Annotated in this window: 28 protein-coding genes; 19 read left to right on the forward strand and 9 right to left on the reverse strand. The window is 65.0% G+C overall.

Going from position 1 to position 26,505, the window contains the following annotated elements:
- The 8 genes from ASH04_RS26245 to ASH04_RS26605 form a co-directional block, all read left to right on the forward strand.
- On the forward strand, positions 1 to 169 hold a 169-nt coding region (locus ASH04_RS26245; protein ID WP_156394597.1), incomplete at its 5' end, for an acetyl-CoA carboxylase biotin carboxyl carrier protein subunit.
- Positions 170 to 183: 14 nt separating this feature from the next.
- The gene (locus tag ASH04_RS18165; protein WP_051365075.1) at positions 184 to 648 is read left to right on the forward strand and encodes a MarR family winged helix-turn-helix transcriptional regulator; all 465 of its coding nucleotides are present in this window, start codon (positions 184 to 186) and stop codon (positions 646 to 648) included.
- Between the two features lie 164 nt (positions 649 to 812).
- On the forward strand, positions 813 to 2,966 hold the full coding sequence (locus ASH04_RS18170) for an MMPL family transporter (RefSeq protein ID WP_057474190.1): 2,154 nt from the start codon (positions 813 to 815) through the stop codon (positions 2,964 to 2,966).
- Positions 2,967 to 3,008: 42 nt separating this feature from the next.
- On the forward strand, positions 3,009 to 3,428 hold the full coding sequence (locus tag ASH04_RS18175; protein WP_032391145.1) for a DUF302 domain-containing protein: 420 nt from the start codon (positions 3,009 to 3,011) through the stop codon (positions 3,426 to 3,428).
- 52 nt (positions 3,429 to 3,480) lie between these two features.
- The gene (locus ASH04_RS18180) at positions 3,481 to 3,750 is read left to right on the forward strand and encodes a metal-sensitive transcriptional regulator (protein WP_032366273.1); all 270 of its coding nucleotides are present in this window, start codon (positions 3,481 to 3,483) and stop codon (positions 3,748 to 3,750) included.
- Between the two features lie 128 nt (positions 3,751 to 3,878).
- Positions 3,879 to 4,358 carry a Fur family transcriptional regulator gene (locus ASH04_RS18185; RefSeq protein ID WP_032366272.1) on the forward strand — a complete coding sequence of 160 codons (480 nt, stop codon included), beginning with the start codon at positions 3,879 to 3,881 and terminating at the stop codon, positions 4,356 to 4,358.
- Between the two features lie 75 nt (positions 4,359 to 4,433).
- Complete coding sequence (gene katG / locus ASH04_RS18190) at positions 4,434 to 6,629, forward strand: catalase/peroxidase HPI (RefSeq protein WP_072692110.1); 2,196 nt, start codon at positions 4,434 to 4,436, stop codon at positions 6,627 to 6,629.
- Positions 6,630 to 6,794: 165 nt separating this feature from the next.
- Positions 6,795 to 6,938, forward strand: a complete 144-nt coding sequence (locus ASH04_RS26605) for a hypothetical protein (protein WP_155288482.1) — start codon at positions 6,795 to 6,797, stop codon at positions 6,936 to 6,938.
- Between the two features lie 3 nt (positions 6,939 to 6,941).
- Here the strand turns inward: ASH04_RS26605 and ASH04_RS18195 are convergent, their stop codons facing one another.
- Entirely contained in the window at positions 6,942 to 7,940 is a 999-nt protein-coding gene (locus ASH04_RS18195; protein ID WP_052053236.1) for a fumarylacetoacetate hydrolase family protein, read from the reverse strand.
- A gap of 106 nt (positions 7,941 to 8,046) precedes the next feature.
- Between ASH04_RS18195 and glsA the strand changes: the two genes are divergently transcribed.
- Entirely contained in the window at positions 8,047 to 9,255 is a 1,209-nt protein-coding gene (gene glsA / locus ASH04_RS18200) for a glutaminase A (protein ID WP_032391143.1), read from the forward strand.
- Between the two features lie 25 nt (positions 9,256 to 9,280).
- Here the strand turns inward: glsA and ASH04_RS18205 are convergent, their stop codons facing one another.
- Together ASH04_RS18205 and ASH04_RS18210 are read right to left on the reverse strand one after the other, a co-directional pair.
- Positions 9,281 to 10,462, reverse strand: coding sequence for an NAD(P)/FAD-dependent oxidoreductase (locus ASH04_RS18205; RefSeq protein ID WP_057474290.1), 1,182 nt, complete (start codon positions 10,460 to 10,462; stop codon positions 9,281 to 9,283).
- A gap of 8 nt (positions 10,463 to 10,470) precedes the next feature.
- On the reverse strand, positions 10,471 to 10,938 hold the full coding sequence (locus ASH04_RS18210; RefSeq protein ID WP_032390143.1) for a hypothetical protein: 468 nt from the start codon (positions 10,936 to 10,938) through the stop codon (positions 10,471 to 10,473).
- A 202-nt stretch (positions 10,939 to 11,140) separates the two neighbouring features.
- Between ASH04_RS18210 and ASH04_RS18215 the strand changes: the two genes are divergently transcribed.
- Together ASH04_RS18215 and ASH04_RS18220 are read left to right on the forward strand one after the other, a co-directional pair.
- Positions 11,141 to 11,827: a HemK2/MTQ2 family protein methyltransferase gene (locus ASH04_RS18215; protein ID WP_094622023.1), complete on the forward strand. Its 687-nt coding sequence runs from the start codon at positions 11,141 to 11,143 to the stop codon at positions 11,825 to 11,827.
- Positions 11,828 to 11,888: 61 nt separating this feature from the next.
- Positions 11,889 to 12,053, forward strand: coding sequence for a CDGSH iron-sulfur domain-containing protein (locus tag ASH04_RS18220; RefSeq protein WP_063216898.1), 165 nt, complete (start codon positions 11,889 to 11,891; stop codon positions 12,051 to 12,053).
- Here the strand turns inward: ASH04_RS18220 and ASH04_RS18225 are convergent.
- Positions 12,035 to 13,033: an iron-containing redox enzyme family protein gene (locus tag ASH04_RS18225; protein WP_052053235.1), complete on the reverse strand. Its 999-nt coding sequence runs from the start codon at positions 13,031 to 13,033 to the stop codon at positions 12,035 to 12,037. The genes ASH04_RS18220 and ASH04_RS18225 overlap by 19 nt on opposite strands.
- A 127-nt stretch (positions 13,034 to 13,160) precedes the next feature.
- On the opposite strand from ASH04_RS18225, the gene ASH04_RS18230 reads away from it, so the two are divergent.
- On the forward strand, positions 13,161 to 14,342 hold the full coding sequence (locus ASH04_RS18230) for a zinc-dependent alcohol dehydrogenase (protein WP_032366266.1): 1,182 nt from the start codon (positions 13,161 to 13,163) through the stop codon (positions 14,340 to 14,342).
- A 76-nt stretch (positions 14,343 to 14,418) separates the two neighbouring features.
- Here ASH04_RS18230 and ASH04_RS18235 read toward each other — a convergent pair whose 3' ends face one another.
- Entirely contained in the window at positions 14,419 to 15,372 is a 954-nt protein-coding gene (locus ASH04_RS18235) for a hypothetical protein (protein ID WP_032371105.1), read from the reverse strand.
- 207 nt (positions 15,373 to 15,579) lie between these two features.
- Between ASH04_RS18235 and ASH04_RS18240 the strand changes: the two genes are divergently transcribed.
- Positions 15,580 to 15,972 (forward strand): OsmC family protein, encoded by a 393-nt coding sequence (locus tag ASH04_RS18240; RefSeq protein ID WP_027496209.1) that lies wholly within the window; start codon positions 15,580 to 15,582, stop codon positions 15,970 to 15,972.
- A gap of 39 nt (positions 15,973 to 16,011) precedes the next feature.
- Entirely contained in the window at positions 16,012 to 16,848 is an 837-nt protein-coding gene (locus tag ASH04_RS18245; protein ID WP_048319871.1) for a YihY/virulence factor BrkB family protein, read from the forward strand.
- Here the strand turns inward: ASH04_RS18245 and ASH04_RS18250 are convergent.
- From ASH04_RS18250 to ASH04_RS18265, 4 genes are all read right to left on the reverse strand, one after another.
- The gene (locus ASH04_RS18250; RefSeq protein ID WP_057474193.1) at positions 16,796 to 17,509 is read right to left on the reverse strand and encodes a CDP-alcohol phosphatidyltransferase family protein; all 714 of its coding nucleotides are present in this window, start codon (positions 17,507 to 17,509) and stop codon (positions 16,796 to 16,798) included. The two genes, ASH04_RS18245 and ASH04_RS18250, sit on opposite strands and share 53 nt — an antisense overlap.
- A 98-nt stretch (positions 17,510 to 17,607) precedes the next feature.
- Positions 17,608 to 17,841, reverse strand: coding sequence for a hypothetical protein (locus ASH04_RS18255; protein ID WP_094622014.1), 234 nt, complete (start codon positions 17,839 to 17,841; stop codon positions 17,608 to 17,610).
- A gap of 97 nt (positions 17,842 to 17,938) precedes the next feature.
- Positions 17,939 to 20,188: a glycosyltransferase gene (locus ASH04_RS27280; protein WP_235580041.1), complete on the reverse strand. Its 2,250-nt coding sequence runs from the start codon at positions 20,186 to 20,188 to the stop codon at positions 17,939 to 17,941.
- A gap of 65 nt (positions 20,189 to 20,253) precedes the next feature.
- Positions 20,254 to 21,198 carry a WcbI family polysaccharide biosynthesis putative acetyltransferase gene (locus tag ASH04_RS18265; RefSeq protein ID WP_057474292.1) on the reverse strand — a complete coding sequence of 315 codons (945 nt, stop codon included), beginning with the start codon at positions 21,196 to 21,198 and terminating at the stop codon, positions 20,254 to 20,256.
- Between the two features lie 202 nt (positions 21,199 to 21,400).
- Between ASH04_RS18265 and ASH04_RS18270 the strand changes: the two genes are divergently transcribed.
- Genes ASH04_RS18270 through ASH04_RS18290 form a run of 5 tightly spaced genes read left to right on the forward strand, consistent with a single transcriptional unit; the run spans position 21,401 to position 26,464 of the window.
- Positions 21,401 to 22,435, forward strand: coding sequence for a glycosyltransferase family 1 protein (locus ASH04_RS18270; protein WP_235580042.1), 1,035 nt, complete (start codon positions 21,401 to 21,403; stop codon positions 22,433 to 22,435).
- A complete protein-coding gene (locus tag ASH04_RS18275; protein WP_032371103.1) occupies positions 22,432 to 23,544 on the forward strand; it encodes a glycosyltransferase in 1,113 nt (370 codons plus the stop codon). Before ASH04_RS18270 ends, ASH04_RS18275 begins: the two co-directional genes overlap by 4 nt.
- The gene (locus ASH04_RS18280; RefSeq protein WP_027496216.1) at positions 23,541 to 24,560 is read left to right on the forward strand and encodes a glycosyltransferase; all 1,020 of its coding nucleotides are present in this window, start codon (positions 23,541 to 23,543) and stop codon (positions 24,558 to 24,560) included. Before ASH04_RS18275 ends, ASH04_RS18280 begins: the two co-directional genes overlap by 4 nt.
- A gap of 11 nt (positions 24,561 to 24,571) precedes the next feature.
- Complete coding sequence (locus ASH04_RS18285) at positions 24,572 to 25,408, forward strand: glycosyltransferase family 2 protein (protein ID WP_442971203.1); 837 nt, start codon at positions 24,572 to 24,574, stop codon at positions 25,406 to 25,408.
- Positions 25,409 to 25,441: 33 nt separating this feature from the next.
- A complete protein-coding gene (locus ASH04_RS18290) occupies positions 25,442 to 26,464 on the forward strand; it encodes an LLM class flavin-dependent oxidoreductase (protein WP_057474196.1) in 1,023 nt (340 codons plus the stop codon).
- The last annotated feature ends 41 nt before the right edge of the window (positions 26,465 to 26,505 follow it).

Raw genomic sequence — 26,505 nt, forward strand, 5'->3', positions numbered from 1 at the left:
CGCCGTCGACGAAGGCCAGAGCGTCGAGGTCGGGGACCTCGTCGCTGTCCTGGAAGCGATGAAAATGGAAAACCCCGTCACCGCCCACAAAGCAGGCACCATCACCGGCCTGAGCGTCACCGCAGGCGACGCCATCACCCAAGGCACCGTCCTCGCAGAAATCAAGTAGGGGAGTACCTTTCGATGACTGCCCTCGCTGAATCGTTCGACGGCGACACCTCTCCGGCGCATTCCACCGAGTTCGAGATCGTGTCCACGGTATTGCGGATGGCCTCGGCCGCCCGGGTGCGGTTGGCGGAGGCGCTCGATGCCCAGGGACTGAGCTGGGCACGGTACGAGGTACTCGAATTGGTTTGTCGGAGAGGGCCGTTGTCGTACAGCGCGCTCTCACGTGAATTGGTGCGACACCGAACCAGCATCACTGCGACAACTGCCAGTCTCGTCGACGCGGGCCTGTTGGTGCGCAGTGTCAATCCGCGAAATCGACAGCAGTACTTGGTCGACGCCACCGACTCGGGGTATCGCGCGGTGACACGTGCCGAACGTGCGCTCGAACGGGCTCGGTCGCGGATGGCGGTCGATGCAGATTCCGAACAGACACTCGAAGTGCTGCGCGGCATCGAGAAGCAGTGGAACAGGCGGCGCTGACCGACACGTCCTGGTTGTGATCCGCCGGCGGTGATGCAGGTACCCCTGGGGTGGTACCCCCAGGGGTACTTGCATACCCCCTTGGGTATGTGCAATGGTGGGCACGTTCGATCGCTTGGGGTTTCGTCCGCCTCGACCGATACCCCCACCCGTATAGGAGAACCATGTCGCTGCGCGATGGCGAAATTCTTCGCCCACCTGACGACCTGCCCGCGAGAGGGCCGGGACTACTCGGCCGTGCGGGTGCGTCGATGGTGACCCACCGTCGTTGGGTGTTCGGCGTATGGCTCATCGCGCTGATCGGCCTCGGTTCGTTCGCGCCCTCGGTCTTCACCTCTCTGGCGGGAGCCGGGTGGCAGGCGAACGGATCCGAATCCGTACAGGTTCGAGAACTGGCCCAGCAGCATTTCGGTGGCAATTCGTCCGCAGCGGTGCAGGTGGTCGTTCACTCCGACGCAGCATCCATCACGGACCCCGCTGTTCGGGCAGTGATCGACGACGTGACCGAGGTGTTCTCCGGTGACTCCCGATTCGGAGACGTCGTTGCGCCGCAACCGAATATGACGATCAGCCCGGACGGCCGCACCGGCATCGTCATCGCCGGCGCGAACGGCACGACCGACGAGATGGTCAAAGCCGTCGACGATGTGAAGGAACGGTTGACTGCGCTCTCGACCGACGGAATCGAGGTGTATCCCACCGGTTCGTCGGCCCTGTGGTCGGACTTCAACAAGGCGAACCACGACGCCATGATCCAAGCCGAACTGTTCTCGTGGCCGGTCACGTTGGCGATCATGGTGCTTGCCTTCGGTTCCCTCGTCGCGGCCGGTTTGCCGCTGCTGCTCACCGTCGCGGGGCTCGTTGCCTCCGCTGGTGGTCTGGTTCTGCTCAACGGTGTCACACCGATCTCGGTGTGGGCCATGAACTTTGCAATGATGTTCGCCCTCGCTCTGGGAATCGACTACGCCCTGTTCATCGTCGCTCGATTCCGCGACGCGCTGCGGAACACCGACCCTCGGGCTGCCGTCGCCGCCACCATGGACACCGCAGGTAAGGCCGTCGTGCTGTCCGGGCTGACGGTGCTGGTGAGTCTGTCCGCAGTGCTGCTGGTCCCCGCGCCGGCGGTGCGCACGATGGCCGTCGGGATCATGCTGGCTGTCGCCTTCGTGTTGCTGGCAACGATGACTCTGCTGCCTGCGGCATTGGGTGCGCTCGGACCCAAGGTCAACGCCGCTTCGTTGCCGTACGCCAAGCGTCAAGTGCATCGATCCCCGAGGTTCGCGGCATGGGGGGAGTTGCTGCACAAGCACCCGTGGCCGTTCGCGGTCGTGTCGGTGGGGATTCTGATTGCGCTCGCCCTCCCGGTGCTCGGGCTGAAGGTGGCAATGCCGTCGATAGCAGTGGTGCCCGAGGATGCCCCCGTGCGGCAGGGTTACGAGCTCGTTCAAGACCGGTTCGGACCGGGCGCACCGGGTTCGCTGCAGATCGTGGTTCCCGAAGTGGATGCTGCCGAGACCGCAACCGTCGCTGCGCGGGTCGACGGGATCTCGATGGTGACGCCGCCGCAGCGTGCGGCTGACGATTCGGGATATGGACTGCTGCGGGCAATTCCGTCGGTGGATCCGTCCGACGAAGTGATGGGCTCCATTCTCGCCGAGCTGCGATCGACATTGCCCGATTCGGCACTCGTCGGCGGAGCACCGGCAGAGAACCTGGACCTGCAGCAGGCTTTGAACGACTATCTGCCGATAGTCGTCGGGATCATCCTGGTTCTCGGATTCGTGCTGCTGCTGGTGGCGCTTCAGGCTCCGCTCATCGCGTTGCTCGGTACCGCGGTGAGCCTGCTGTCCACCGCGGCGGCGTTCGGCGTCGCCAAGCTGATCTTCCAGGACGGACACGGATCCTCGCTGCTGGGCTTCACGCCGCAGGGATTTCTCGACGGTTGGGGCCCGGTGTTCTTCTTCGCGATGATCTTCGCCATCGCCATGGACTACACGGTGTTCCTCCTGGCTACCGCCAAGGAACATTACGAGCGCTCCGGTGATTCCAAGGTTGCCCAGGTCGACGGGTTGGCCCACTCGGGACGAGTCATCTTTGCCGCAGCAGCGGTGATGGTGGCAGTGTTCTTCACATTCGCACTGTCGGATCCGTTGCCCCCGAAAGAGATGGGCATCATCCTGGGTGTTGCGGTACTGCTCGACGCGTTCCTGGTTCGACTCGTCCTGCTTCCGGTTCTGCTACGGCTGACCGGATACGGCGCGTGGTGGTCGCCGGCATGGCTACGTGCCGTCCTGCCCTCCATCCGCTTTTCACACTGAATCGACAGCTCTCACTGACACCACAATTTTCGAGGAGACATCATGAACATCGCTCTGTCCACCACACTGACCGACACCGATTTCGCCGACGCGATCGAGAGCACGAGAAAGGCGTTGTCGGAGCAGGGATTCGGAGTTCTCACCGAAATCGACATGCAGGCCACGTTGAAGGCCAAGCTCGACGAGGACATGGAGCGCTACGTGATCCTGGGCGCGTGCAACCCGGGACTGGCTCACCGCGCAGTGGGGGTGATGAGGCAGATCGGTCTGCTGTTGCCGTGCAATGTGGTCGTGCGTGAGAACCCGGCGGCGGCGCGGTCCGTCGTCGTCGAGGCCATGAACCCGGCCATCATGGTCGAGGTCACCGGTGAGCCGCGGTTGGGTGCGGTCGCCGCCGAGGCCACGGCGAAACTGCAGGCGGCAATCGCGGCCCTCGGCGGTACCGGTACCACGCCGCAATGATGCCCCCGGGGGTACCCTCGAGTTCACTGCTACCACCATCGAAGGAATCGACATGATCGGCGACGAAGACAGCATTGCACTGGTACTCAACCGGCTCAAGCGTGCGCACGGCCAACTTGCGGGTGTCATCGGGATGATCGAGAACGGTCGTGATTGCAAGGACGTCGTCACCCAGCTCGCTGCCGTGTCGCGGGCGCTCGACCGTGCCGGGTTCAAGATCGTGGCAACCGGCCTTCGGGAGTGCATGACGGGGGATGCTGCTGACGGTAGGGAACCGATGACCGAGGCCGAGCTCGAAAAGTTGTTCCTGGCTCTGGCCTGAGCCGCCGGCCGAACTCCGGACGAACGGCATGTGTCGGGTTGCGGTCGATACCGAGTTGCAGTCGACAAGCAGCGGATTCGACTGCATACTTGACTTGGTCCAGAAAACCGGAGGATACTGACGCTGTGATGCCGATCTCACCCTATGCGGAGCAATTACGCACCGCCGATTTGCGCGTGACCCGTCCGCGGGTCACCGTGCTCGAGGTCGTCGAAACCAATCCGCATGCGGACACCGACACGATTCTCGGACTCGTCCGATCGGTGCTCCCCGAGGTATCACGCCAGACGGTGTACGACGTTCTCAATGCCCTGACCGCTGCGCGCCTGGTGCGTCGCATCGAGCCCGCGGGATCTCCCGCACGATACGAATCTCGGGTCGGGGACAACCATCACCACGCTGTGTGCCGCAACTGCGGCGTGATCGCAGACGTGGATTGCGCGGTGGGCGAGACGCCGTGTCTCACCGCATCGGACTCCGTCGGTTTCACGATCGACGAGGCAGAGGTCATCTACTGGGGCTTCTGCGCACAGTGTTCGGCTGCTCGCGAGCAGCCGGCAGTTCCCGTTCAGTTCCCTCCCCGGTCTCGAACACAGCAGAGTTCGTGACCACCGATCACAGCCCGATCGTCACACCTTGGAAGGAAGCACGTGTCTGAAGATCACGTAACACGCGAAAAAGAGATGAACGAGGATCAGCCGCAGGAGAGCGGTGGCAAGTGTCCGGTCATGCACGACGCGATGCCCACGCCTGTCGAAGGCGGCGGCAACCGCGAGTGGTGGCCTAAGGCGCTCAATCTCAAGATCCTCAAGAAGAACCCGGCCGTGGGCGATCCGATGGGTGCGGATTACGACTACGCCGCCGAGTTCAATTCTCTCGATCTCGCCGAGGTCAAGCGTGACATCGAAGCCGTGATGACGAACTCGCAGCCGTGGTGGCCCGCGGACTTCGGGCACTACGGTCCGTTCTTCATCCGCATGGCGTGGCACGCGGCCGGAACTTACCGCAAGCAGGACGGTCGCGGCGGTGCCGGAGCCGGCATGCAGCGATTCGCTCCCCTCAACAGCTGGCCCGACAACGCAAGCCTGGACAAGGCCCGCCGTCTGATCTGGCCGGTCAAGCAGAAGTACGGCCGCAAACTGTCCTGGGCCGACCTCATCGTGCTCACCGGCAACGTCGCCATCGAGTCCATGGGCCTGCCGACCTACGGCTACGCCGGCGGACGCGTCGACGCCTGGGAGCCGGACGAGGACGTCTACTGGGGCCCCGAGCAGACCTGGTTGGGCGACGAGCGCTACCACGGTGACCGCACGAGCCTCGAGAACCCGCTGGCCGCAGTGCAGATGGGCTTGATCTACGTCAATCCCGAAGGCCCCAACGGCAATCCGGATCCCGTGCAGTCCGCACTGGACATCCGCGAGACCTTCGGCCGCATGGCCATGAACGACATCGAGACCGCGGCACTCGCGGTCGGTGGACACACCTTCGGCAAGACCCACGGCGCAGCCGACCCCGATGCCCACATCGGACCGGAGCCCGAGGGCGCGCCCATCGAGCAGATGGGCCTGGGCTGGAAGAACAGCTTCGGCACCGGCTCGGGCGCCGACGCGATCACCAGCGGACTCGAGGTCATCTGGACCCCGACGCCGACCCAGTGGGACAACTCGTTCCTCGAAACCCTCTACGGCTTCGAGTGGGAGCTCTACAAGAGCCCGGGCGGCGCACACCAGTGGCGTCCGAAGAACGGAGAAGGCGCGGATCTCGTTCCCGACCCGGCGGATCCGTCCAAGCGTCGGCACCCGTCGATGCTGACCTCCGACATCGCGATGCGCGTCGATCCGATCTACGAGCAGATCACCCGTCGTTGGCTCGATCATCCCGAGGAGCTCGCAGAAGAGTTCCAGAAGGCGTGGTTCAAGCTCACCCACCGCGACATGGGACCGGTCTCGCGTTACCTCGGCCCCGAGGTTCCGGCGGAGCCCCTGCTCTGGCAGGACCCGATCCCGGCCGTCGATCACGAGCTGATCGGTGACGCGCAGATCGCCGAGCTCAAGCAGACCATCCTCGGTTCCGAACTCAGCCAGGATCAGCTGATCTCGGCTGCGTGGGCGGCGGCATCGTCGTTCCGCGTCAGCGACAAGCGCGGCGGTGCCAACGGTGGCCGTCTGCGCCTGCAGCCGCAGGCCGGCTGGGAGGTCAACGAGCCCGACGAGATCGCACAGGTCATCCGCGTTCTCGAAGGCATTCAGCAGTCGTTCTCCGGAACGGTGTCGTTCGCGGACCTCGTCGTCCTCGGCGGTGTCGCAGCCGTCGAGCAGGCCGCCAAGAACGCAGGCGTCGACATCACCGTCCCGTTCACCCCGGGCCGGATGGATGCGACGCAGGAGAAGACGGACGTCGACTCGTTCTCCGATCTCGAGCCCAAGGTGGACGGCTTCCGCAACTTCCTGGGCAAGGGCCAGAAGCTGCCCGCCGAGTTCAACCTGGTCGATCGGGCCAACCTGCTCTCGCTCAGTGCACCGGAGATGACCGTGCTGGTCGGCGGTCTGCGTGTACTCGGCGCGAACTACAAGGGGTCGACGCACGGCGTCCTCACCGACAAGGTCGGCACGCTCACCAACGACTTCTTCGTCAACCTCCTCGACATGGGCACCGAATGGGTTCCCACCGCGGAGGACGGCATCTACGAGGCCAAGGACGCCGCTACCGGCGAGAAGAAGTGGACCGGAACACGTAACGATCTGGTCTTCGGCTCGAACTCCGAATTGCGCGCTCTCGCAGAGGTTTACGCTTGCGATGACGCCAAGGAGAAGTTCGTGCGAGACTTCGTCGCGGCCTGGGACAAGGTCATGATGCTCGATCGCTTCGAGCTCGCCTAGTACTCACCGGCGCTGATGCGCCACCCGAACTCGAAGTTGTGGATGGAATACGAGCTGGATCCATCCACAGCTTCGAGTTCGTCGTTACCGGGCTGTTATCTTTCGATGCCGATTCGTGACTTTGCACCTGGATTTGTCGCAATGTCCGATTGTCATGCTGGTTGCATGACACAACAGGACGTATCCGCAGGCTCTGCGGACAACAACAGAGACGAAACACGTCAGAGTGCATCCGGTTTCGGGTCGTTCCTTGAGATGTTCCAGGACGCGTCGACCGACAAGTCGGACACCGAGCGCGGAATCCGATAGGACTCAGCGAGCACCGATGGTGTTGGTGACGGAGCCGATTCGTTCGATATCGAGTTCGACGCGGTCGCCCGGAGCGATCCACCGGTCGAGTTCGAGCCCACAACCGCGAGGCAGAGTGCCCGACGTCAGGAGCTCGCCGGGGTAAATGCTCTCGCCGCGACTCGCAAACGCCAGAGATTCACCCATGGAATAGCGCATCCCGGCAGTGCTGGTGGTCGACCAGAGTTCGCCGTTGACCCGGACGGTCGCGGCCAGCGAATCTATTTGCGCCGCAACCTCATCGGGGGTGACGATGTCTGCGCCCATCGAACTGGCGAAGGTCTTGGTCTTGACCACCGGTCCGAACGGAGTCCGGCGCTGCTCCTCCCACTGCGTGTCCCGCGCGCTGATGTCGTCGAAGACGACGTAACCGCCTATCGAAGCCTCGGCCTCCCGCTCGGATGCATCTCGGATCGGTCGGGTGACGACGGCACCGAATTCGAGCTCGAAATCGAGAACTCGGCTGTACGACGGCCACTCGACATCGGCCCCGTCGGCGACGACGGTCAGGTGGTTACCGGTGTAGTAGATCGGATGGTCGTCGAACCCCGGACCGGGACGCAGGGCCGGGAATGTTCGACGCGTCAGCATCTCGAATCCACGGATGAACGGGACGGCACGCGGTAGATTTCGCCGAACGAGGTTGTGTGCGGCCAGGTCCCAGTGCTCGTCCCAGCCCAGGAAGCAGCGCAGTGACGCGGGAACGACCGGAAGGGTCGGTGCCGGTCGGTCCATCGTCGCGACGCCCTCGTCGGCCGCCCGCCGCGCCACCGTCGTTGCGGCTTCACGTGCGGGTTCACCTGCATCGAGGAACCGAAGCATGGACCCGGTGAGCGGGTGCAGGATCTCGGGGGCACCCAGAGTCGAGACCGCAGCCTCGAGATCGATCCACGTGGTCGTGTCGGGCACGTGGACGGCAAGGCGGTCGGCGGAATCGGTGGAGGTCAAGCGTCGCAATCGCACGGGCGCGTCCGATCTGTGCGGAGCGATGCTCCACAACGGTTGAGGAACCCGGAGTGTAAACGGTGCCACGGTCGGCGTGTCAAGACCCGACGGTTAGCGTGGGGTGATGAGATCACCGGTGCCCGAGTATCTTCAGTCCGTCCTGACGGAGTGCCGACACCTCGACGATGGGGAAATGTCGAGCGGCAACCCGGAATTGGCGGCGGCCGATCCCGACACGTTCGCGGTTGCGCTCGCCACCGTCGGTGGGTCGCACTACGGGGCGGGCGATACCGACACCGAATTCTCCATCCAGTCGATCGCCAAAGCGGTGGCCTATGCGCTGGCCATCGAGGACAACGGGCTCGCAGCGGTGCTCGAGGCCGTCGACGTCGAACCGTCGGGTGATTCGTTCAACGAGATCTCGTTGGAGGCGCGGACCGGTCGACCTCGCAACCCTCTGATCAATGCCGGTGCGCTGGCGGTACATTCGATGATCGCGGGCAGTGACGGCGAAGAACGAGCGGGGCGGCTCATCGAGCTACTCGGAGCCATGGCCGGCCGTGAACTCCACATCGATCGGTCGGTGTACGAGGCCGAACTGGAATCCGACGATCGAAATACCGCGATCGCGCACCTGCTGAAGTCGGTCGGCCACCTCGGTGCGGAACCCGCGGTCGTCGTCGACGGGTATGCGCGCCAGTGCGCGGTGACGGTGACGTGCAACGATCTGGCCGTGATCGCCTCGGTGATGGCGAACGGCGGAACCGATCCGGCCACCGGCCGACAGGTCGTCGACCCCGCGGTCAACCGTCACGTTCTCGCTGTCATGGCAACCTGTGGGATGTACGACGGCAGCGGCAGTTGGATTGCGACAGTGGGCATTCCGGCCAAGAGTGGAGTCGCGGGAGCCATCATGGGCGTGCTCCCCGGTCAGGTGGGTGTTGCCGTGATCTCGCCCCGGTTGAACGAGCACGGAAACAGCGTCCGCGGGGTTGCGGTGTTCGAGAGGCTGTCACGCGACCTCGGTCTGCACATGATGCACGTCCCTCCCAGCGGCGAATCCGCCATTCGCACGCTGAGCGAATCCGACGGCGTCACCACCGTCGAACTGCAGGGCGAGCTGAGGTTCGCCGGTGCGGAATCCGTTGTCGCCCGTCTTGCGGCCGGCGTCCCGGACTGCGAGGAGATAGTCGTCGATTTCACCGAAGTGCGCGCCGTCGACGGCGCTGCACAGCGCCTCCTTCGAGAGGCTGTGAGCGGACTGGAAGACGACGGCTACCGCGTCGTCGTCGAGGATCCCGACGGGCTGATGAACGCCTCCCGCGACAGCTGACACACCTCGAACCAGACGGTCGGTGTCACAGTCTCCCGGCGAGAATCATGTGCCAGTAGGACTGCGGTAGGCCGTATCGGTCGAACGCCCACGCGGACCGTCTGGGTTTCAGGGGATCGAGAAACGAGGGTAGCGACGAGGCCAGTGCACCGGTGCGGTCGAACTCGGCAGCAATCAGAGTGTGTGCTTCGACAGCGATGGGTGCGACGGTGTACCCGTCGTAACTCGACATCGCTCCGCCGCTCCTGGATGCGACGAGATTGTCGACGAGAACCGAAATCTGTTTGCGTAGAGCGCCACCCGACGAGTCGGTGTCGATCGCTGCACCGTCGCCTGCAGCCCACACCTCGGGGTGGCGTCGGTGCCGCATCGTGCGGGAGTCGATGTCGACGACACCGTGCGGCTGCTCTCCTGCCAGACCGGACTCCTGTACCCACAATGGTCCGCGGTACGGCGGGACCAGGTGCAGCATGTCGTAGTCGATACGCTCGTCGACCCCGGCGTGATCGGTGACGGTGATGCGCTTGCTCTCCGGCTCGAGCGCCGTGACCGCCGTATCCATCACGACGCGCACACCCAGGTCTCGGAGGTGGCCGGCGAGCCGGGGGTCCAGGTCAGGGACACCGATCAGACTCTCACGATCGACGACCAACGTGATGTCGACGGTCGGTAGTCGTCCTGTGCGCTTCCAGTGGGCGGCCGCGAGAAACAGCGGCTTGACGGTGGTCCCGGTACACCCGACGGGCGGGCGCGGCACGGTGAACACGGCATGACTGTGTGCAGGCAGGTCACGGACCAGCCGCCATGTGCGCTCGGCCCGGTCGAGGTAGTTGCTGGCGACATCGGGAAAACGAAGTGCCGCATGCACACCCGGCAGAGCGGCTTCGTCGGCGATCAGGCCTTGCCCCAGCACGAGATCGCGGTAGCCGTACTCCATTCCCGACGCGCAGCGAACCGATCGTTCTGCCGGATCCACCGACACGACCGAATCTTCGAGCCACACACAGCCCTCGGGGGTCACCGAGCGTTGGGTCCGTTCGGCCTCGGTCAGCGGTGCCTGACCGGCACCGACGTACGACAACAGGGGCTTGTACGTGTGCACCTGCTTGGGCTCGATCACGGCGACGTCGGATACGCCCTTCTTCAGCAGTCGTGCGGCCGCGCTGATACCGGCATTGCCTCCACCGATGATCAGCACGTCGTACATGGTGCGGCTCACCGTGAATCGGCCGCCTGCGCTGTGACTTCGGTGCGGGCATCGGTTTCGGTGCGGGCTTCGGCGAGCGTGCGGTAGACGAACACGCGGTCCGAGACGCCGCTCGGGTCTGCGCCGTCGGGAAGCACGACGGAGAGTTTCTGCTGCCAGCGACCCTGGCGAATAGCGGTGGCGTCGAGCACGGAGCGAACTCCCGCCGCGACGAACGTGACGCGAGACAGATCGAGAATCAGAGCCCGGCCGCGCTCGGCGGCTTCCCCCAACGTCTCGGCCAGCACCGGAACGTCCACGTCGGTGATGGTGCCGGCAATGCGCACCTCGATGTCGTCGCCTGCGCTCTCGTCGACCGACACCGTCATCTCGGCCTCCGGGAGCGAGGAACGGGTACTCGAGGCACGGTCGTCGGCGGTGGAGAGCGATGGAACCACACCGGCGAGCGGAGTTCGAATGGACGGAACGACGATCATGGACAACTCCTCTGGAGCCGAACTCCTGAACCCGTGCAGGGGGAGTGCGGCAGTCGACTGCCGAGACTGCGGGCTGCTCCTCAACCACACACGTCCTAGCACTACCCCGAAGTGCGTGTCGGTAAGCCTGTTCCGAACAACCGGTTTGCGGGGCTTGGACGCGGGAATACGAATCCGACAATCCACGCTGGGAGGAATGTCCATGACGACAGCCGAATTCGATTCCGTCCGTTCGCTGGCACGAGTGCACGCCGATCCCGGAGTGTACGAGCCTCAGGAGGATTCACTTCTGCTGTGCGACGTCGCCGTAGATTCGGGGCTCGTGCCCGGAGCCCGTGTACTCGACATGTGTACCGGTAGCGGCGCAGTGGCCATCACCGCAGCACTGCTCGGTGCCCGCGAGGTGGTGGCCTTCGACATCTCTCCGCGTGCGGTTGCCTGTGCGCAGCGCAATGCCCGGTCGGTCGGAGTCGATGTGGATGTGCGGCTGGGGTCGTTCTCGGAGGCGACCGAGCTGGAGCCGTTCGACATTCTGCTGTGCAACCCTCCGTACGTTCCGTCGGAGACCGCGCCCACCGGCATGGGTTTGCACCGCGCCTGGGATGCGGGTGAGGACGGGCGAGTGGTGCTCGACCCTCTGTGCACGCGAGGCGCGGAACTGCTGGCACCCGGCGGTGTGCTGCTGGTGGTCCACTCGGAATTCTCGGGTCCGCAGCGAACACGGGAGATGCTGAATACTCACGGTTTCGGTGCATCGGAGGCGGCGTGCCGCACAATCGACTTCGGGCCCGTCATGACGGCTCGTGCCGAGTGGCTCGAGGCCAAGGGCGTGCTCGAATCAGGCCGCAGAACGGAAGAATTGGTGGTGTTGCGTGGCGACAAGCGATGAGTCGACGGGTGGTGACGCTGCACCTGCGCGCACTCGGGTGAGACTGGTCCGGGGCGGACCGATGCTGATCGACGGGCCGGTCGAGATCGAACTCGACGACGGCTCCGTCGTCACATCGGATCGTTTCGTCGTCGCGCTGTGCACATGCAAGCGAAGCAAGACGTACCCACTGTGCGACACGAGCCATCGCGCGAAGCGACGAGCGAGTCAGTCCAGCGACGACTGACCGGCGGACCACCGCTGCATCACGTGGTCCGCGAGCGCGTTCTCGACGAAATCCAGTGCGCGCATGCCGAAGACGATGTCGGCTTCGATGTGCGGTTCCTGTCCGATCAGGTTCTCCACCACGTCGTGGCGCAGGACCTGCTCGTGGACGGCGTCGGCCTCGACGTGCTCCGCGTAGAACGCGATGCATGCAGCCGGCGCTGACAGCCTGCGAAGGCCCTGCACGAACCGCTGTGAACCCGGCGAGGACGTGATCTCCGTGGCGGCGAAATGGCCCACGGTGGCACCTCGGCGGCTACGGTGCAATCCGAACAACGACATGAGGTTGACCCACGCGAGTGTCTGGGCGGGGACGCGATCCACGTACCCGAGGTAGGACGCATCGAGGTCTGCTGCCGTCATGGATTCGGCCCACAGATGCTGGTGGACACGCTCACCCCTACCACCGCCGTACTCGTCGAATTCGACGGCGACATACGAGGCCTTGACCTGGCCGACCAGCCTCGGGATCGCCCACGCATGAGGATCCGCTTCCTTGAGGTGGTAGATGGACCGATGTACGAAGTACTCGCGCATCTGCTCCCACGATCCTTCGTCCCGCAGGAACCACGACGGGCCGGTACCGGACGACGCCTCGACCGACAGTCGCTTCATTTCGGCGACGACGTCGTCGCCGGGTTCGACATTCGAGCGTACGTAGTTCAGAAACGCGGATTCGAGTGCTGCTCTGAACTGCAGCAGTGCCGGATCCCACTCCAGTTCGTCGTCCACGCCCTCGAACCCGCGGTAGTGCAGTTCGTAGCTGATGAGCAACGCCAGTTGCATGTCACGCGACGTCGGATCGGCATCCGACGCGCTGGGCAGTGCGGCACCGCCGCCGGTGGAGAGATACCGGATCACGGCGTCCGAGAGTGGACCACACGGCACCGGCAACCGAGGCGACACGAGGGTGGGGGCGATGGAAGGGGTCACAACACTCATTGTTCACGCCTACCCGCTGCCGGTCACGGTCAATCGTGTGGGTCCGATGCGTTTGCACGCATACGAAGCAGGTAATCCGCTTCGTGCGATTCCGAGTTTCGGGGTCGAGTAACAGAGAGGAGCCTCCATGCGCGCAGTGACATGGCAGGGCAAGAGGAACGTCAGCGTCGATTCGGTGCCCGATCCCCGCATCGAAGCGCCGACGGACGCAATTGTGAAGATCACGACCACCAATATCTGCGGATCGGACCTACACCTGTACGAGACGCTCGGTGCCTTCATGGACCAGGGCGATATTCTGGGTCACGAGCCCATGGGCATCGTGGAGGAAGTCGGTTCGGAGACAGGCGATCTCGCCGTCGGAGACCGTGTGGTCATCCCGTTCCAGATTTCGTGTGGACATTGCTACATGTGCAATTCGAGTCTGTACACCCAGTGCGAGACCACCCAGGTTCGTGAGCAGGGCATGGGTGCCGCGTTGTTCGGCTTCTCCAAGCTGTACGGCCAAGTGCCCGGTGGGCAAGCGGAGTACCTCCGTGTTCCGCAGGCGCAGTTCACGCACATCAAGGTCCCCGAGGCCGGACCCGATTCGCGATTCGTCTACCTCTCCGACGTATTGCCTACCGCGTGGCAATCGGTGGAGTACGCGTCGATACCTGCAGGCGGGTCGGTGACGGTGCTCGGACTCGGTCCCATCGGAGACATGGCCGCCCGCATCGCCCAGCACAAGGGTGCTCGGGTCATTGCTGTCGACCTCGTACCCGAGCGCCTGGCGCGAGCTGCGGCACGGGGAATCGAAACGGTGAATCTGGCCGAACACAGCGGGGGCGTCGGCGACGTCATTCGTGACATGACCGACGGCCGAGGAACGGACGCGGTGATCGATGCCGTCGGAATGGAGGCGCACGGCTCACCGGTCGGCAAGCTGGCCCAGCAGATCGTCGGAATGCTGCCCGACGCCGTGGCCGCGCCGATGATGCAGAAGGCCGGCGTGGACCGGCTGGGTGCGCTGTACTCGGCAATCGACATCGTTCGACGCGGCGGAACCATCTCGATCATCGGTGTGTACGGAGGTATGGCCGATCCGCTACCGTTGATGACCTTGTTCGACAAGCAGATTCAGCTGCGGATGGGCCAGGCGAACGTCAAGCGATGGGTCGACGACATCATGCCGCTCCTCGGCGACGACGATCCGTTGGGCGTCGATTCGTTCGCCACTCACGAGCTTTCGCTCGAAGAAGCGCCGCATGCGTACGACATCTTCCAGAAGAAGCAGGACGGTGCGATCAAGGTTCTGTTGAAGCCCTGAACCTTTCGAATACAGCGATGCGGCCCGGAACTTCACGGGCCGCATCGGTATTCGCAGAAGGAACGGTCGATCGTCGTCAGTCGACGGAGATGACGTCCTTGGCGATTGCTGCCAGGCGAGTCTGTCCTGCAGACACGACTCCGTGGCGGTTCTTGTGTGCCTCTTCGTACGCCACGACAGTGCGTACATCGGCGGGTGTGGTCAGTTCCTTGATGGCGGCCACCGCGTCCGAGACGTTGAGGTCGTCGTAGTCGGCTACGGGAAGCTCGTCGGCACCGAGAGTTCCACCGGCGGACCGAGCGGTGTGAATGGCGTCGGCGACAGTGTCGACACCTTCGCTACGGGTGACATCCTCGGCGGCTTCGAGTGCTGCATCGCGGCTGGCGGTCAACGTTCTGACGGCGACGTCGCCTGCGTGTGCACCGCGGCCCAGCAGAGCGCTCAGTCGGTCCGGGGTGGCGCGAGCGGCGTCCAGTGCGCGGTCGAGACCGCGGGCCGACCAGTTGGCCGGTGCGTTGACGATCTTGACTGCGGTGCCGGCAGCTGCCTGGAGAGGCGTCCGGCGCAGTGCGGCGGGTCCACCCAGGGCGTCTTCGGCGAGGACGGTCTCGAGCCATTCGACCGTGGCGGCGTGCGCGGTTGCCAAGCGGCCGGCCAGTGCCACGACGGACGGTTCCTCGGCTGCTGTCGCCAAAGCCTTGATGTACTTCGCTCGACCCAGCAGTTGCTGCTCGAGGGCGAGATCGCCCAGCAGTGCCTCGTCGAACGGCTGCGCCTGCTCGGCGACTGCCTTCACCGCTGCGAACGTGCGCCCGATGAACGGTGCCACTACCTCGGGCAGGCCACCGAGGTTGCGCAGTGCTTCCTCGATAGCGGCGGCGCGGTCACGTCCGTTGGCGGCGTTCTGCGTCAGTTCCCGACGAACCGCTTCGGTGCGCGCCTGCACGACGCGGGTTTCCGCGACCTGAATTTCGGTGTGTGTCAGCTGCAGTGCAATCCGCAACTGAGCGATCAAAGTCGATGTGCTCATGGTGCTCCCCTTTCGGTGGGTGGGTACATGGATCCGGCCGATGCCTGTGGGTCACAGCGTGATGCTCGGCCCTGTTCGGGTGTTACCCGCCGGTAAGTTCTGTCAAACGGCTGTACCGCAGGTGTGAACAGCGACACGTCCGAACCGCTACTCGTGTCGGCGGGATTCGACGGTTTCGATCGGCAGCGGAATGGACATCCGACACCGATGACTACCGAGCTGTACACAGCAACCGTCTCTGCAACTGCGACCGGCGTGACCTCCGACGACGGAGTGCTGTCGTTGAGTGTGCGAGAACCGGCCGAACTCGGTGGCCCGGGCGAGGCCACCAACCCCGAGCAGTTGATGGCCGCAGCGCTGTCGAGTTGCTTGGTGGAGTCACTGCGAATCGCACTGGGGACCGTCGGCGGCAGTGTCGACGAACTCGCGGTCAAGGGCACCGTCGTGCTGACCGATTCCGACGCATCCGGTTACGACGCGAAATTCGCACTGTCGGTGTCGCTACCGGGCACCGACAACCCGGAGGCCGTACTCGCGCAGGCCACGTCGATCTGCCCGTTCCTCAAAGTGATCGACGCCGTGGACGTCACCCTTGAATAACCGCTCGATCGATCGGCGGACCTGCTCCGAACGCGCGCGATGACATCCATTCGCGTTCGGGCGGTTCGCGGAGTGCAGGCGATCAAAGCCGGCTTCGCGCGTGAGGACACCACGCTGATCGCGGGCGGACTGACGTTCTACGCGGTGATCGCCGTCGTCCCTCTGCTGCTTCTGACGATCCGGGCGACCGTGTTGTTGGTGTCGGCGCAGTGGGTACAGGGCGGATTCGACGCCATGTCTGCGTTACTGCCCGATGCGTTGGGTGCCCGCGCGGCGCTCGACGGCCTGGCCGATGCCGGAATACACCTGGGACCACTGGGGGTCGTGATCTCGATCTTTCCCGCGACGTTCTACGGAGAGGGTCTGCGGAGGGCGATCGTGCGCTTCGCCCCGACCCGTGAAACGTTCACCGGGTGGCGAGGCAGAGCTGCGATGGTGCCCTTTTTCGTTGCCGCCCCGGTGTTGCTCCTCGGGGTGCTGACCGTCGCACGCGTCCTGCAGGCGACCACGGGCGGCGGGGGTGCCGGTGCGCTGGCACTACGAATATTTCTGGGGTTCAACTGCCTATGGCTGATCCTGGCCGTTCCGCTTGCCTGGACCTACCGGGTCATCGCGCCGCGGGCGGTGGGGTGGCGGGCACTCGTGGCCGGCTCCTTGGTCACGTCGTCGATCGTCACCGGGTTCGTGCACGGCTTCATCTTGTTCCTGGCCATTCCGGTCGACCTCGGTGCACCGTTCGGTGGTCTCACCGACATCGGCGGCGGTGTGGCAATCATGCTGTGGATGTTCGTCTTTCACGTGCTGGCGCTCGCCGGCTGGCTGATCACCGCCGAGTTCGATCGGCCCGTCGGTACAGCCCGAACATCAGCTGGGTGAACCCGAGAACGGCCAGCCCACACGTCACCGATATTCCGATCGTCGCGGACGTCTGAGCGCTACCGGGGCCCGCGCCCGCAACGGTCGCGGTGACGACGGCGGCAACGACCCGAGACGGCCGCTCCCACACCGTCAGGAAGCCGACGTCGGAGATCCCGGCTCCGACGGCACGCGCGCGGGCCGTCTCGTGCAGCAATGTCGTCACACCGACGGCAACGACGATGGGCATCGGAGCGCCCAGCGCGAGGCTGCCCGCCAGGAACAGCAGATCGCTGCACCGATCCGACACCGTGTCCAGCAGATAGCCCCACTGCGATGGGGAACGGCCGATCATGGCCACGCCGCCGTCGATACCGTCGAGCAGCCCGGAGAACACGATGAGCACCGCCGCCAGGAGGGGCAGCGAGGTGCCCGGCCGGGACAACGCCACCGAGCCTGCAGCCGCAACCACCGCGGCGACGGTGACGACGTGGGCAGAGACGGACGCGCGCACGAGCGGGGCGCTCACGAAGTACACCAGACGAAGCCACGTCGACACGAGCACCGACGACGATGGATCGATGTTGCTGTGCAGACCCGACCATGTCGACAGATATTCCTGGCGGGTCGCCGGAAGTTCGGACGAAGTGCGCCGGCTCGGTGTGCTGCGCTGGTTGACCATCGACGATCCTTGCTCGGCAAATCGAAAGACCGACTCTACGAAAGATTCGTCGGTGTATACCCGCCTATTCGAAACCCACACCCGAGCGGCTCCAACAGTTACTGCTCGTCGGAGTTGCTCTGTCTCCTGCGGGCTTTGAGCCGCGATATTTTGATCCCGACGGCCGCGAACAGAATCAGCCATCCCGCGATCAACACTCCGCCTCCGACGAATGCCGCTCGCTGCAGAGGATGGGTGTCTGCGTACACGTAACCGACTGTGCCCCACAGCAAAGCGACGAAAAAGATAATCGCCATCATCCACATCATCGAATACAGCGTTCTGTTCATCATTCGCCCGATCTCGCCGTTGCTTTCGTCTGCCGCCGACTTACATTCTCCCACTGGCCGTACCCGATTCGGTCGAGTCGACACCGGAACCACCCCACATTCACCACGCAAGTTTCGGTTGAACCTCGCCCGCGGAGAGCCCGAACTCCGCACCTGTCCGATGCATGTGCCCGAACAGGGCCTCCGCGAGGTCCTCGGAAGCCGTTCCCATCGTCGACGACCACCGTCGAGCGCGACAGCTCGACCGAGAGGTGCGCAGCTCGACCGTGCCCGAGTTGCCCACGTCGACCGTCAGACGATCCGCTCCTGTCTCCACGAGACGACGTAGTGCGTCGGCACCGAACAGGACGAGGCCGCGCACCTCGAGCACCGCGTGAGAACGTGCAGTGTCTCCCGGAAGACCTACCTGGATGCGGCAGTCGGCGTCGCCCCACTGCCGCCGTAATTCGTCGGCACCGGGTCCGTGAATCCACACTCGACAATCAGGATGCCTCAGGACCGAGCCGACGGTCTCGAGGAGGGACGCAGCGCTGTGCCCGGTGGTATCGACAACCGCGACGATCTCCGGCAGCGCGTAGGTCAGACCCTGGGTACGCGCCGCAGGGTCGGTGATGCGGGAGGCCAGCATCAGCGCTTCGGCGTTCTTCCGCTCTCGGTCTCCGCCCGTGCGTTCGGCCCAGTCGGGCCCGTCGTGCCAGGCGACTGCTCGCGGCCGATGGGCCAGGACGGCACCTGCGGCGTAGGCCCGATGCGCGAATTCCCAGTCTTCTCCGCCGTACCCGACGAACGTCGGGTCGAACCCGCCGAGTTCCTCGAACAACGTTCGGCTGCAGGACATCACGGCACTGATGACGTATCGGTACGAACGACGGTCCGCGTCCAGAAGATCTCGCGAGCCGGCGTAACCGTCACGAAGCCATGGAGGCTCGGTGAATTCCGTCGGGCCCGCAGATCGCCCCTCGAACCAGGTCCCGACGTCCGCGGGCGACCACCCGCCGAAATCGGCATGTCGACGCCTACCCACCGTCACCGCATCGGGAAGGGCCACGATCAGGCGTACCGATTCCTCGATGTAGTCGGGTTCGGGCACGGTGTCGGCGTCGAGGAAGCAGAGGATGTCTCCGCGCGCTGCGGACGCACCGAGGTTACGTACGGCGGCGGCCCGGAATCCGAGATCCGGTTGGCGCACGACGGTGATGTCGAGAGCCGAGCCGAATTCCTCCACGGTCGGTTCCTCGGGAGATCCGTCGTCGGCGACGATCACCTGGATGCGGGACGCGGGCCAGGTCTGCGCGGTCAACGCTGTCAGAACCAGGTCGAGCTGGTGCTGCTGCCGGAAGTAGGGAATCACGACCGACACTCGGGGCGTGTCGGATGCGGTCGGTGCCAGATCCCACCGATTGTGCGGAACCACCGAGCGGCCATCGGGCAGCGCGATGGACGGTAGAGCCATGCTTTCTCGGAACAGGGAGCTGTACAGGTCGGCCGCCTGCGCCGGCGATGGATACGGTGCCGAGTCGGCGGACTGCCATGTTTTCTCGGGTCGGAGTAACGCTTCTGCCATGGCCTCGGCCAGGCCCTCCACTGTGTCCTCGTGAATCCACAGCGCATCGGGCGAATTGACGGCCATCTCGTCGACGTATCGACCACGAGGGACCAGAGGGCGACGGCCCGCCGCGATCCAGGTGTTGATCGAACCGGATGCCGATACATGCCGGTGGAAAGCAACCGGGACAGCAATGGACCGCAACCGGCCGCCCAGTTCGGCATCGGGCACGAAGCCGGTCGTCGAAAACGGCCTGCCCAGATGCCGGGCAGTGCCGCGTAGTTCGTCGAGCACGTCCTCGTGTCCGGCCGACGCGGCCCCGACGATCTCGAACCCGACGTCGGTGTCCAGTGCAGACATGGCACCGAGTACTTCGCTGTGTCCCTTCCCCGGATAGACGAACCCGAGAATCCCGACGACTCGCCGGGGGACGACGTCGTCGGATCGTAGTGCCGGGCGGTCTATCGGTAGGGGAATGACCCGGATGTCGGGTCGGCTGTCGAGTATGTCCTCGAGAAGCAGTCGCTCGTGCACACTCGACACCACGACCGTTGCAGCGCAGTCGATCACTCGGCGGTAGCAGTCGGTGCGTGCCGCAAACGCGGAGCCGTCCGAGATCTGGGGTACGTCGTGCAGCGTAACGGTGATGCGGGCTCGATGCTGCTGTGCCAGTGCGACAATGGCATCGGCTGCCTCGTGCGCGGTACGTCCGAACAGCCGGTCGGTGAAGTGAATGTGGACGGGAGTGTCGGGCGGTAGTCGGTCGGGAGCGGTCACCACGGGACTCGCTGTGGCCGTAGCCATGTCGCGGGCACACCGGACGACTCCGTGGTCCGGTGGGCCGACCACGAGATGATGCACGGGTGCGATCACGGCGTCGTCTGCAGGATTCGCAGGAGCTCGGAGTGGCGGGCCAGTGCGGCGTCGACGAACTGGGGATGTGCCGCATACCAATCGAGGTGAGCGCGGTGCACGACGTCGCTGGACACGTCGGAACCGTCGACCGTCCAGTCTGGGCGAGCATCACCGGGGAGGCCGAGGGCGCGCAGTACCCGACGTTCGACGGGCGCTCGCACACCGCCGAGCAGTTCTCTCCCTGGATCACCCACAGTGCAGGCGGTGTCGAGGTGGTCCAGGATCCGCTGCGCGAGTGCAGTCAACACCACGTTGGTCGGATGGTTGATCGTATGAGTGGCACGGCTTCCCGCACTCTGGAACAGGTCGGACGCAGAGATATCGGTGTCGCGGCTCTCGCGTCGTCGTAGCTCGTCCAGGCTCGCCTGCGCGGCATCACGAAAGCCGGCGTCGGATACCGGGAGGTCCCAGTTCTCGCCGGACCGCACGCCACGCTCGAAGGCCACAATCGTCCGCAGATCGTGGTACGGAACGAGATCCGGAACGGCCGCTGGGTCGCTCGGATGTCGAACGATGATCTGAAAAGGATGCAGCGCAGCGCATCTCAGCACGGGCCAACGAAGTACCACGGCGTGCGGCGGGAGTGATCGTGTCAGATCGGGGACCCCGAGCGGCAAATGCCGATAGCCCTCCCGCACAGGTTGAGTCAGCAGTACCGAGGTCTGCCGGACCAATCGATCGACGTGCGGCAGATCGGCGGATTCGAGTTCGTGTACCGGCGGGATTCGTACCGTCCGAAACGGCATCGCCGCATCCGAGCTCAGCAGAATGCGCATCGCCTCGGCCTGGCAGTTACCCCAGATGAGCAACAGGGGGCGATCGTCGACGGGTGTACGTGGCGCGGCCTCGAGCCCCGATATTCCGTAGAAATCGCCGTAGTGGCGAGTACGCCCGTCCATGTCTGCCCCGACGTCGTGTGAGTGCGTGTGTTCGACCATTCTTCTGGTCAACGTAGCCCCGCCGAACCTGCGACGCCAACCGCGATTGAACTCGGTACGAAGTGGGTACAGACCCCATGCGCGTGTCGGGAACAGGCACGATTCGTCTGACCTGTACCCGAAGGAATTCATGATTCGTATTGCGTCCGTACCCTCCTCTCACGTGTACGTACAGCACGTGCAGCCGGTGCCCGACGGCTCCGGTAACTCGGTGGTGCTGTTGCCCGATCCGACGCCGGTTCGCGTCGATGTGCCGGGCCAGTGGTGGCCGCCTCGTCTCCTCGACGCCGGGTGGTTGGCCGAGCAACCCGATTCGAGCTTCGACGTTCTGCACGTGCACTTCGGCTTCGAGTCCTTCTCACCGGAAGACTTGACCCGCACGGTCGAGTACTTGAGGGCCCATCGCAAGCCCCTGGTGCTCACGGTCCACGACGCGCACAATCCCCACTTCGCGGACAACACCGGTCATCTGGAGCAGTTGGACGTGTTGATACGTGGTGCCGATGCCGTGATCACCCTCACCGAGGGAGCAGCTGCGTGGATAGCCGATCGGTGGAACGTGCATGCGACGGTGATCGAGCACCCACACGTGGTGCCTCTCGAGAGAATGAACGTCCCACGCCCGGTGTCGGACTCGTTCGTCATCGGAGTCCACGCCAAGAACCTGCGAGCGAACATCGACCCGCTTGCGGTGATGGACGCCGTCGTCGAGGCGGCTCGATCGCTACCGGCTGCGACGGTGCGGTTGGACATCGACGAGGACGTGTTCGACACGGCCGGCCACTGGTACGACCCGACCGTCGGCGCGAAGTTGCTGGACTACAACAGTTTCCCCGACGCCGATGTGCGGGTGCACGCCCGATTCGACGACGAGCAACTGTGGGACTACCTGTCTTCGATCGACGTCTCGGTGTTGCCGTATCGGTTCGGAACACATTCGGGTTGGCTCGAAGCATGTCGGGATCTGGGAACGGCCGTCGTCGCGTCCGATTGCGGCTTCTATGCCGACCAAGCGCCGATTCACAGTTTCGTCATGAACACCGACTCGTTCGATCCCGCCACGGTGGTGGCAGCCGTGCAGGCGGCCCACGCCGATCGGACCACAGCGCTCGACGCCGCAACCCGGGCCGAGCAGAGACAACGAATCGCAGCGACCCACGCTGGGATCTACGCAGCAGTGACAAAGGAGATGCGTTGAACGAGAAGCCACTTCGCATCGCGGTGCTGGCGTCATCGAGTTTTCCGGTGGCACAGCCTTTCGCGGGCGGTCTGGAGGCACACGTCTACAATCTGGTGCGGGCGCTGACCGAGCGTGGGCACCACGTCAGTCTGTTCGCCGCAGACGGATCGAGCGTCGATCTGGATGCCACGATGTTGCCGGTCCGAACGCTGGATCTGACACCGATTGCCCTCGCCGATCTCGCGGTCACCCCCACTGCGGTTCGCGAGCACCACGCATACCTCGCCGTGATGATGGAACTGGCCGGTGCGCTGTCGAACTCGTTCGACATCGTGCACAACCACAGCCTGCACTACCTGCCGTTGGCGATGTCCGCCACACTGCCGGTGCCGATGGTGACCACTCTGCACACGCCGCCGTTCGCGTGGCTGGAGTCGGCTGTTGCCCTGGCTCCGTTCGGTGCCAACACTTTTGCTGCTGTCAGTGCGTTCGCAGCCGAACAATGGGCCGACGTCGCGTCCGGGACGATCGTCATCCGGAACGGGATCTCGCTGCAGGACTGGCCGTTCGGTGCGGGCGGCGACTACGTGGTGTGGTCCGGACGGTTGGTTCCCGAGAAGGGATTGCACCTGGCCATCGCCGCCGCGAAGCTCGCCGGCCGGTCGCTACGCATCGCCGGACCCATCAGCAACCTCGAATACTTCCACGGTGTCGTCGAACCCCTGCTCGACGATCGAGTCCGATACGTCGGGCACCTCGATCAGCCGGCCCTCGCCGCGCTGGTGGCCGGTGCCGAGGTCGCGCTGGTGTCGCCGGTGTGGTCCGAGCCGTACGGTCTGGTGGTCGCCGAAGCCCTGGCCTGCGGTACCCCGGTGGCAGCATTCGCCCGCGGAGGGATACCCGAGATCATCGACGCCTCGTCCGGAGTGTTGGTACCCGCCGACGACGTGGCCGGGCTCGCCGCTGCCATTCCCGCCGCGGCAGCGTTGAACAGGCACGACGCGCGGGCGCGCGCCGAGCAGGTGTGTTCGGTGGACCGGATGGTCGACGAGTACGAGGAGCTGTACCGATCGACCCTCGAGTCCGCATCGGCACCGGAGTCCGCCCACGGTCTCGCGATTGCATGATCGGCTACTACGCACACCACCACGGGGTAGGCCACGTCACTCGGTCCGACGCGATTGCGCGCCGCCTGGGTGAGCCGATCACGGTGCTGTCCTCGCGGGCGCGGCCTCCGGAACATGCTGCAGCGGAATGGATCGCACTCCCGCTGGATGTGAACGACACCGTGGGCGAGGCAGCCGCCGACGACATCTCGGCGGGGGGAGTGGTGCACTGGGCACCCCACGACGTCGACGGACTGACCGCACGGATGGCGATCATTGCCGACTGGGTTGCGCGTGAGCGACCGCGGGCAGTGGTCGTCGATGTGTCCGTGGAAGTGGCGATGTTTCTGCGGCTGATGGGTGTCCGGGTGATCGTCATGGCGATTCCGGGACACCGGGCCGATCCCGTCCACGCGATGGCCTACCGCGCGGCGACGCACATTCTCGCACCGTGGTCACGCAGTGTGTACGACCCGGCATGGTTGCATCCGTACGCCGCAAAGACGACGTACTCGGGCTCGATCAGCCGGTTCGCCGGACGAGCCCGAACGGAGGGCTCGAACACTGCGGCCACCGAAGGCCCGGTTGTCGTACTGGGCGCGGCGGGTGGCACCTCGTTGACCCGTGAACTGGTGGACTCGTGGTCCGCCGCGGACGACCGGTTCGACTTCCGCACACTCGGAGTGGCGGGCGGCGACTGGGTGGACGACGTGTGGCCGGTGCTGTGCTCAGCGGCCCTCGTGGTGACCAACGCCGGGCAGAACGCCGTGGCCGACGTCGCCGCGTCGGGCACACCGGCCATCGTGGTTCCGCAAGCCCGGCCGTTCGACGAGCAGGCTGCCACCGCGCACGCACTGGCGGCCGGATCCATCGCCGCGGTGCTCGACGAGTGGCCCTCGGTCGATCGGTGGCGACGCGCTGCCGACTGCGCCCTGGGCATCGGCGGACGGACATGGTCGCTGCTCGGGACCGACGGTGCACCCGATCGGGCGGCTCGCGCGATCGAGCAGGCTGCGTCCGGGACGGCTCGACGATGAAAGTGGTTGTCGTGACCGTGGTCTCGGGTCGTCACGATCATCTCGCCGCGCAGATTCGCGGGTTGGCCGAGTCCACCGACCGGCCCGTCGAGCAGATCGTGGTCGCCATGGGCGATGACGACATTGCAGGCGTGGTCGCCCGATCCGGCTCTGCAGCAAAGGTTCTCGACATGGATGCACAGACCCCGCTGCCGGTGGCGCGAGCGCGTAACCTCGGGGCAGCCGCTGCCCTCGGTCGGGGTGCCGAGCTGGTGGTGTTCCTCGACGTGGATTGCATACCCGCCCCGGAGATGCTCGACAGGTATCGCCGCGCCGCACTGCGCCCCGACAGTCGGCGAACTCTGTTGTGCGGGCCGGTGACCTACCTCAAACCCGACAGCATCGGGATCGAAGGTGACGCACTGATCGCGCTCACCGCACCACATGCGGCGCGACCGAATCCGCCCGCGGGCGCGGTGGAACCCGGACACGATTTCGACCTGTTCTGGTCGTTGTCCTTCGCCGTGCACGCCGACACGTGGAGCGAGATCGGCGGCTTCTGCGAGGACTACACCGGGTACGGGGGCGAGGACACGGATTTCGCGGCCACGGCCCGCGCGTCGGGCATCGGGTTGCGGTGGGTGGGCGGCGCTCACGCGTACCACCAGTTCCATCCCGTGTCCGATCCTCCGGTGGAACATCTCGACGACATCGTCGTCAACGCTCGGATCTTCTTCCGTCGGTGGGGCCGGTGGCCGATGGTCGGATGGCTCGAAGCGTTCGCGTCCCTCGGCCTGCTAGAGTACGGCGGCACCGAGATTCGCCGTCTCACCCCCGCTGTTCACGACACCGACGACGGTGTGAATTAGGCTGGCCGGACTTTCACGAAACGAGGTCCAGACGTGCCCGAACCATCCAGGCCCCTGCGTTCGCTCGGATTTCTGACCATCGGGCTCTTCGACGAGAACGCACCCGGGGTCGGCCACGAATCGACGCTGCGCATCATCGAACTCGGGGAGCGGCTGGGATTCGACAGTGCGTGGCTTCGTCATCGTCACCTTCAGTTCGGTATCTCGTCTCCCATCGCGGTCATGGCCGCCGCGTCGCAACGTACCGACCGCATCATGCTCGGTACTGCGGTGACGCCGTTGGGTTGGGAGAACCCGTTGCGTCTCGCCGAGGACCTGGCCACGGTGGATGTGCTGTCGGGTGGGCGCGTCAACGCGGGAATCAGTGTGGGACAACCGATGCACTTCGATCGCGTCGCACACTCGTTGTATCCCGACACCGCCGAGGACGAGGACTTCGGCTACGACCGAGTCTCGCGGCTGCTTCGGTTCGTAGCCGGTGAACCTGCGTCCACGTGGTCGGGGACCGAGGGAATCGAAGCGTATTCCGAACGGGTACAACCGCATTCGCGTGGTCTACGGGACCGAATGTGGTACGGCGGGGCCAGTCTCCGTTCTGCGCAGTGGGCAGGGGAGAACGCGATGAATCTTCTGGTGAGCAGTGTGGTGCGCGCCGAGGAGTCGACGGATTTCGATGCGATCCAGCGCGCGCACATCGCGCGGTTCCGCGAGGCTCACCCGGCCGGGGCCGACGCGCGGGTCTCCCAGGGGCTGGTGGTCATCCCCACCGACAGTGCTTCCGCCGCGCAGAAGCGCAAGTACGAGGACTACGTTCACGCGCGTACTGCACGGACCGGAGCACCGCAGGGGCCGGCTCGGATGATGTTCGCACCGGACCTCGTGGGTACCTCGGACGAGATCGCGGAGCAGTTGTACGCCAATCGATCTTTTCGCGAGGTCGACGAGGTGGCGTTCGCGCTGCCGTTCAGCTTCGACCACGAGGACTACGTGCAGATCCTGACCGACACGGCGCAGAAGCTCGGCCCGGCGCTGGGGTGGACCCCAGCACAGAACTGACCCGGACTTCCGCCGAGGGCGATCGGCCCGATCGGCCGATC

The organism is Rhodococcus sp. Leaf233 (assembly GCF_001426165.1).
Taxonomy (GTDB): domain Bacteria; phylum Actinomycetota; class Actinomycetes; order Mycobacteriales; family Mycobacteriaceae; genus Rhodococcoides; species Rhodococcoides fascians.